At 59.5% G+C, this 6,902-nt stretch carries 3 protein-coding genes; 2 read left to right on the forward strand and 1 reads right to left on the reverse strand.

Going from position 1 to position 6,902, the window contains the following annotated elements:
- Positions 1–366 precede the first annotated feature (366 nt).
- Positions 367–3,621, reverse strand: a complete 3,255-nt coding sequence (locus tag Q0K07_RS12630; RefSeq protein ID WP_294559713.1) for a DEAD/DEAH box helicase — start codon at positions 3,619–3,621, stop codon at positions 367–369.
- A gap of 299 nt (positions 3,622–3,920) precedes the next feature.
- Here Q0K07_RS12630 and Q0K07_RS12635 point away from each other — a divergent pair, with 299 nt between their 5' ends.
- Together Q0K07_RS12635 and Q0K07_RS12640 are read left to right on the forward strand one after the other, a co-directional pair.
- Positions 3,921–5,480, forward strand: coding sequence for a peptide-binding protein (locus tag Q0K07_RS12635; protein ID WP_294559715.1), 1,560 nt, complete (start codon positions 3,921–3,923; stop codon positions 5,478–5,480).
- 93 nt (positions 5,481–5,573) lie between these two features.
- The coding region (locus tag Q0K07_RS12640; RefSeq protein ID WP_294559717.1) for a RelA/SpoT family protein at positions 5,574–6,902 on the forward strand (1,329 nt) is incomplete at its 3' end.

A 6,902-nucleotide genomic window follows, 5' to 3' on the forward strand; every position in this document is an offset into this window, starting at 1 on the left:
GGCAAGGAAATTCAAGAAGTTCCCCATACGGTAGCCTTCCGGCGGTGTCGGTTCTCCCCATGGGGTGCGGGCCGGTTCCCTGTGCAGGCTTTCCGGGCAGTCATGGCGCGGGGGCACCTCCGCAGGCAGTTCCCCCGCCTTCCGGGTATGCCCCTTGAAAAGGGCGCCTTTCCTGCCGCAGGATGCGGGGGACGGCAGGCGAGGGTCGGCGCGCATTGCCCGGCAGGCCTTTCCGTATCGCGTTGCGCGGCATGCGGCGCGTTTCCGGCGGTATGTTTCAAGTGATGCTTGAAGTTGCAGAGGGCATGAAAAAGCCTTCCCCCATGGCGGGAGAAGGCTTTTTCGCGTTCCGCCCCGGAGGGCGTGTTATACTTCAAAGAGCATTTCCAGATCTTCGCGGGTGAGAGACTTCCAGGAATCCTGTCCGGGAATGACGGCCTCGGCCACACCGCGCTTCATTTCCTGCAGCTTCAGAATCTTTTCTTCCACGGTGTTCTGACAGATAAGCTTGTAGGAGAACACCTGACGGGACTGACCGATACGGTGGGCGCGGTCGGTGGCCTGACTTTCCACCGCGGGGTTCCACCACGGGTCGTAGTGGATGACGTAATCCGCGCTCGTGAGGTTGAGGCCCGTGCCGCCGGCCTTCAGGGAAATGAGGAAGATCCTGATGGAAGGCGTGTTGTTGAAGCGGTCCACCTGTTCCAGACGGTCCTTGCTGGAGCCGTCCAGATAGCAGAAGGGGATATCCGTCATCTGCAGCCAGGCGCGTATCTGCTGGAGCATCTGCACGAACTGCGAGAACACCAGCACCTTGTGGCCTTCTTCCACGATGTCGAGGATCATATCCTTGAAGGCCTCGAACTTGCCGGAAGGCATGTTGGCGTTGAAGCCGGGCATATCCAGCTTGAGCAGCTTGGGATGGCAGCAGATCTGCCGCAGCTTGAGCAGGGCGTCGAGAATGGACATCTGGCTTTTGGCCATGCCCTTCTTGTCCACGTCGGCCAGCACCTGTTCGCGCAGCTTGCGGGCCAGGGAGGCGTAGAGTTCCGCCTGTTCCTCTTCCAGCGCGCAGTACATGACGTTTTCCACCTTGGGCGGCAGGTCCTTGACCACCTCGGCCTTGGTACGGCGCAGGATGAAGGGCTTGACCCGGGAACGCAGGTATTCCAGCGTTTCCGCATCGCCTTCCTTGATGGGCTTGATGACCCCGCGCTGGAAGGCGTGCTGGCTGCCGAGGAAGCCCGGCATGAGGAATTCAAACAGGCTCCACAGCTCGAAGAGGTTGTTTTCAATGGGCGTGCCCGACAGGCAGAGCCGCATTTTCGCGTTGATCTGCCGCACGGAACGCGCCGTGATGGTGTTGGGGTTCTTGATGTTCTGCGCTTCGTCGAGAATGATGGCGTTGAACTCGTGCTGTTCCAGTTCCTCCATGTCGCGCCGCAGCAGCGCATAGGTGGTGATGACAAGGTCGGAAGAGGCGATCTTGCGGAACAGGCCCTCGCGGCGCGTGCCGTACACGATGAGCCGGGAAAGGCCGGGCACGAACTTGGAAGCTTCCCTGTCCCAGTTGGGGAGCACGGAAGTGGGCACCACGATGAGGTTCGGCCCCTGCGCGCCGTGATTGACCATGTGCTGGATGAAGGCCAGCGTCTGTATGGTCTTGCCGAGGCCCATTTCGTCGGCCAGAATGCCGCCGAAGCCGTATTCGTTGAGGAAGTTGAGGTAGGAAATGCCCTGAATCTGGTAGGGACGCAGGGAGGCCTGAAGCCCCTTGGGCGTTTCTATCTGCTTCACCTCGTGGAAGTTGCGGATATTGTCGCGCAGCTTGCTCCAGAAGGAATCCTCCAGCGCGCCGGGCAGATCTTCGAGCAGGTTGTCGAGCACCGGGGCCTCGTACTGCTTGAACTTCTGCTTGGGCGGCTTGGCCGGGTCGAGTCCCAGCACCTTGAGCTTGTGGGCCAGCTTTTCCAGCCACGATTCCGGCAGGCTGGCATAGGAGCCGTCCTTGAGCTGCACATAGCGCTTGCCCTTGAGCCAGGCCTTCCAGATGCGGTCGAGGGGCAGGTTCTGCCCGTCGTAATCCACCGAAATGTCGAGGGAGAACCACTTGTCCTTCTCGTTGCTTTCCACACTGGCGTTGATGGTGGGCGTGGAGGCGCGCACCTTGTAGCGCGACAGCGTGGCTTCGCCGTACACGCGCCAGTTTTCCAGCAGCGTGGGGTAGGAATCGAGGAGGAAGGAAATGGCCTCTTCCGGCTCCATGAACCACAGGCGGCTGCTTCGGGGCTGGAAGCGCATGTCGGAAAGCTGGGTGATGAGGGAGTTTTCCTCCGTCTGGTTGCGGCGCACCAGGAAGGTTTTGCCCTCGTACACATAGCTGCCCGTCTGGAAGTCGGGGTTGGGCCCGGGCAGGGTGAATTCGCCGTGCAGCGTTTCGTACACGTTCTGCACTTCCAGCGTGAGCAGGCTCCCTTCTTCGTCGAGGAACAGCTTGGGGTTGTAGGTGGCCGGCTGGAACACGGGTTCCATGATCTTGAGGAACTCATCCTGTTCGTAGAGTTCCGAGGCGGGCAGGCGCGTCCACACCCTGTCGAGGAATTCGGGAATGTCTTCCTGCGGAATCACCGGCCCCTTGTGCACCAGCGCCTGAATGACGCGGTGGTTCAGGCAGGTCTGCACCGGATAGAAGCCCTGATTCCAGCACACCCACAAAGGCATCTGCCCGTGGAAGGTGGCGCCTTCATGGGCGGGGGCGGGAATGTCGCCGGTGTCGTCCGGTTCCTCGTCGATGATGGAAAAGGGCTTCTTGCCTTCGCGCTGAAGGAGCACGTCGAAACGCAGCCCGTCGTCATCCAGCGAGGGACGGAGCTTGAGCGCCATGGTGGAGCTTTCGATGCGGCAGGGAATTTCCGTATCCTTCCAGAACAGGTAGTCTTCCTTGCGTATGGCCCAGAAGAACCACGACAGAAGCCCGTCGGGAATTTCCACGCGGTGGCCGTAATAGTCGAGATACTGGGCGATCTGGCGGCAGACCACCGGAAGTTCCGGGGAATGTTCGCACCATTCCGGGTTGCGCAGAATCTGTTCCAGCGTCACTTCCTGGCGCACGGAGGAAAGCCCGGTCTTGTTCTGCCGGGCGCGGAAAAATTCCACCGAAAGGCGCCCCGGTTCCGGGAAGAAGCGGAAAAGAAAGTAATGCCGCCCGGTTTCCGGCTCGAAGGTGCCGCCGAAGAAGTGGCGGAAGCTCTGCCGCCAGTCCTCCCGCGGGGCGGGGACGGGGTCGGCCCTGCCTTCGGAAATGTCGAGGGAATTGATGAAGTGTATGGCCGTGGCGGCCACATGGCGGCAGGGGCCGTTGAAGGCTTCCATGCAGTTGCACATGGAATCCACCCGCTGCTCCGTGAGGTTGATGGTGACTACCGGGCTGTAGGCCTCGAAGTCCTCCCCCTGCACGGTGCTTTCCACCGTCCATACGTCGTTTTCAAAACGCAGGGTGAATTTGCTGAGGTTTCCCTCGGCTTCAATGGACCGTCCGTACTCCGTGATGTATTCAGGTATGGTGTTCTGAATAAAAGTCTCAGCAAGTCCACGGGCGGCGACTTCCTCTCGTCGGTTCATGGTAACAGTCCTCAAATAGTGGCAGAAGATAGACAGGGCGGAAAGTACGGCGGGCACGGCCGGAAAAGGGAAACGATGATGCCGGGAACGGCTGGGCGGAAAAAGGCAATACCGGCCACTGCTCTCTAGGATTAGACGATATTATCCCAGTTTTCAAGAGAAGTGAACTGTGCTAGGCTTTTTTCATGAAAAAAAAGTTATGTTTTTTGAGCGCTCAGGGGCAGAATCACTTCTGCCGGATACGTTTTCGGCAAAATGACACCCCCCTCGCCGCATTCTGGATCGTCGTTGCGTTTTTTCTGCTTCTTACTGCGGCAGAGCGCTCCTTTGCGCAGGATGCCGCCCCCCGGCCGGAATACGGCGGGAAGATACTCATGGGCAGCATCGGCGAGCCCTCAAACCTCATTCCCTACCTCGCCTCCGATTCCGCCTCGGCGGAGGTGTCGGGGCTTCTTTATACTTCGCCTCTGGAATATGACAAGGATTTCAATATAATAAAATGCGCTGCCGAGGAATGGGAGGTCCTTGAGGGCGGCACGTTCATGCGCTTCAAGCTGAAGGAAGGCCTGGTCTGGCAGGACGGTCACCCCCTTACGGCGGACGACGTGACCTTCACCTACAATCTCATGATCGACCCGAAGACGCCCACGGCCTATGCGGCGGATTTTCTCAACGTGAAGGAATACCGCCAGACAGGGCCGCTTTCCTTTGAAGTGCGCTACGATGCGCCCTATGCCCGCGCGGCCATCACCTGGATGCACCCCATCCTGCCCAGGCATATTCTGGAGCACGAGAACATCGCCTCCACAAAATACGCCCGCAATCCCATAGGGGCGGGCCCCTTCAAGCTGAAGTCGTGGGAAGCGGGAAGCCGCATCGTGCTGGAGGCCAACGACCGTTATTTCAAGGGCCGCCCGTACCTTGACGAGGTCATCTACCGCATCATTCCCGACAGCACCACCATGTTTCTGGAGGCCCGGGCGGGCAGGCTGGACTTCGTGGGCCTTTCCCCGCAGCAGTACCTGCGGCAGACCCAGGGCGAATGGTGGGACAAAAACTGGCATAAATACAAGTATCTCGCCTCAGGCTACACCTATCTCGGCCTGAATCAGAAAAGCCCCTTCTTTCAGGATAAAAGGGTACGGCAGGCCCTTTCCTATGCCATCGACAGGGAAGGCATCATCAAAGGGGCGCTTCTGGGCATGGGAGAACCCGCGTTCGGCCCCTACAAGCCCGGAACATGGGTGTACAATACTTCGTTGAAGCCGTATGATTATGACCCGGAAAGGGCACGCCGTCTTCTTGCCGAGGCGGGGTGGCTTCCGGGAAAGGACGGAGTGCTGGAAAAGGACGGTCTGCCCTTTGAATTCACCATTCTGGTGAATCAGGGCAACAACGAGCGCATCAAGGTGGCCGTCATTCTGCAGCAGATGTTCCGCGCCGTGGGTGTGAAGGTTTCCATACGCACGGTGGAGTGGGCGGCGTTTCTCAAGGAATTTGTGGACACGCGCAAGTTCGACGCCCTCATTCTCGCCTGGAACATTCTGGACGACCCGGATATTTTCGACGTGTGGCATTCTTCGGCCGCGGCCGGAAACGGCCTGAACTTTGTGAGTTTCTGCAACGAGGAGGTGGATCATCTGTTGGAAAAGGGGCGCGCTTCGGCGGACCGGGCCGAAAGAAAGCGCCTGTACGATCGTTTTCAGCAGATCCTGCATGAAGAACAGCCGTACCTTTTCCTTTATGTTCCGTATTCTCTGCCCATGGTCCAGTCGAGGTTCCATGGGATAGAGCCCGCGCCGGCGGGCATCACCTATAACTTCGACCGTTGGTGGGTTCCCAGAGCGCTCCAGCAGTAGCAGGTTCTTATGAGTCAGACTTCCCTTGTTCAGCCGTCTGAGGAAGCGGGCGACAGCAGGCAGAAACAGCCGCACAGCCCGGAAAACGTATCCATGGTGATTTCCCCCGTGACCGGGGAAAGTTCGCCGGCCGCGAAGGTGCCTTCGGCCGACGATATCGTGGGGCAGCTTCTGACGCATTACCCCGACGCGGACGCCGCCATGGTGCGCCGCGCCTACGATTACGCTTCCGCCGCCCATGCCGGGCAGCTCCGCCTCTCCGGGGACCCGTACATCCTGCATCCGGCCTCCGTGGCGCTCACCCTGGCCAAGATGGGCTTTGACGAGCACGCCGTGGCCGCAGGGCTTCTGCACGATACCGTGGAGGATACCGATTCCTCCATCGACGAGCTGGATGAGCTTTTCGGCGAACAGGTGGCCGACATTGTGGACGGCGTGACCAAGATCACCATGATGAGCTTCGACACCAAGGAGGAGGCGCAGGCGGAGAATATCCGCAAGATGATCCTTTCCATGGCGCACGACATCCGCGTTCCCGTGGTCAAGCTGGCCGACCGTCTGCACAACATGAGCACGCTGGAATTTCAGAAGCCTCACAAGCGGCAGCGCATCGCCAAGGAAACCATGGACATCTACGCGCCGCTCGCCAACCGTCTGGGCCTGCACCTCATCAAGCAGAAGCTGGAGGATCTGAGCTTCCGCTACCTTCAGCCCGACGCCTATGCCGAGATCACGAACTGGCTTTCGGAAAATCAGATCGTGGAGCGGCAGCTCATTTCCAAGGTCATCGGCAAGATCGAAGCCATCATGACCGAAAACCGCATCAACGGGCGCGTGTTCGGCCGCATCAAGCAGACCTACAGCATCTACCGCAAGATGATGGCCCAGAAGACGCCCCTTGACGAGATGCACGACATCATCGCCTTCCGCGTCATTGTGAACGATCTGCGCGACTGCTATGCCATGCTGGGCCTTGTGCATGTTCTGTGGAAGCCGGTTCCCGGCCGCTTCAAGGACTATATTTCCATGCCCAAGGCCAACGGCTACCAGTCGCTGCACACCACGGTGATAGGGCCCGAGGGCGAGCGCATCGAAATACAGATTCGTACCGAGGAAATGAACAACATGGCCGAACACGGCGTGGCCGCGCACTGGATGTACAAGGAGCGCAACCATGCCATCGCCATGCAGGACATGCCGCAGTTCCAGTGGCTGCGCGACCTCATGGAGCGCCAGAAGGACGAATCCGACTCGCGCGAGTTCATGAGCTCCCTGCGCATGGACCTCTTCAACGATGAAATCTATGTGTTCACGCCGCGCGGCGCGGTGAAGAGGCTCCCCAAGGGCGCGACATCCCTCGACTTTGCCTTCCTCATTCACACCGACGTGGGCGCGCACTGCGTGGGCGCGAAAATCAACGGC

The organism is uncultured Mailhella sp., assembly GCF_944324615.1.
In the GTDB taxonomy this organism is placed as follows: domain Bacteria; phylum Desulfobacterota; class Desulfovibrionia; order Desulfovibrionales; family Desulfovibrionaceae; genus Mailhella.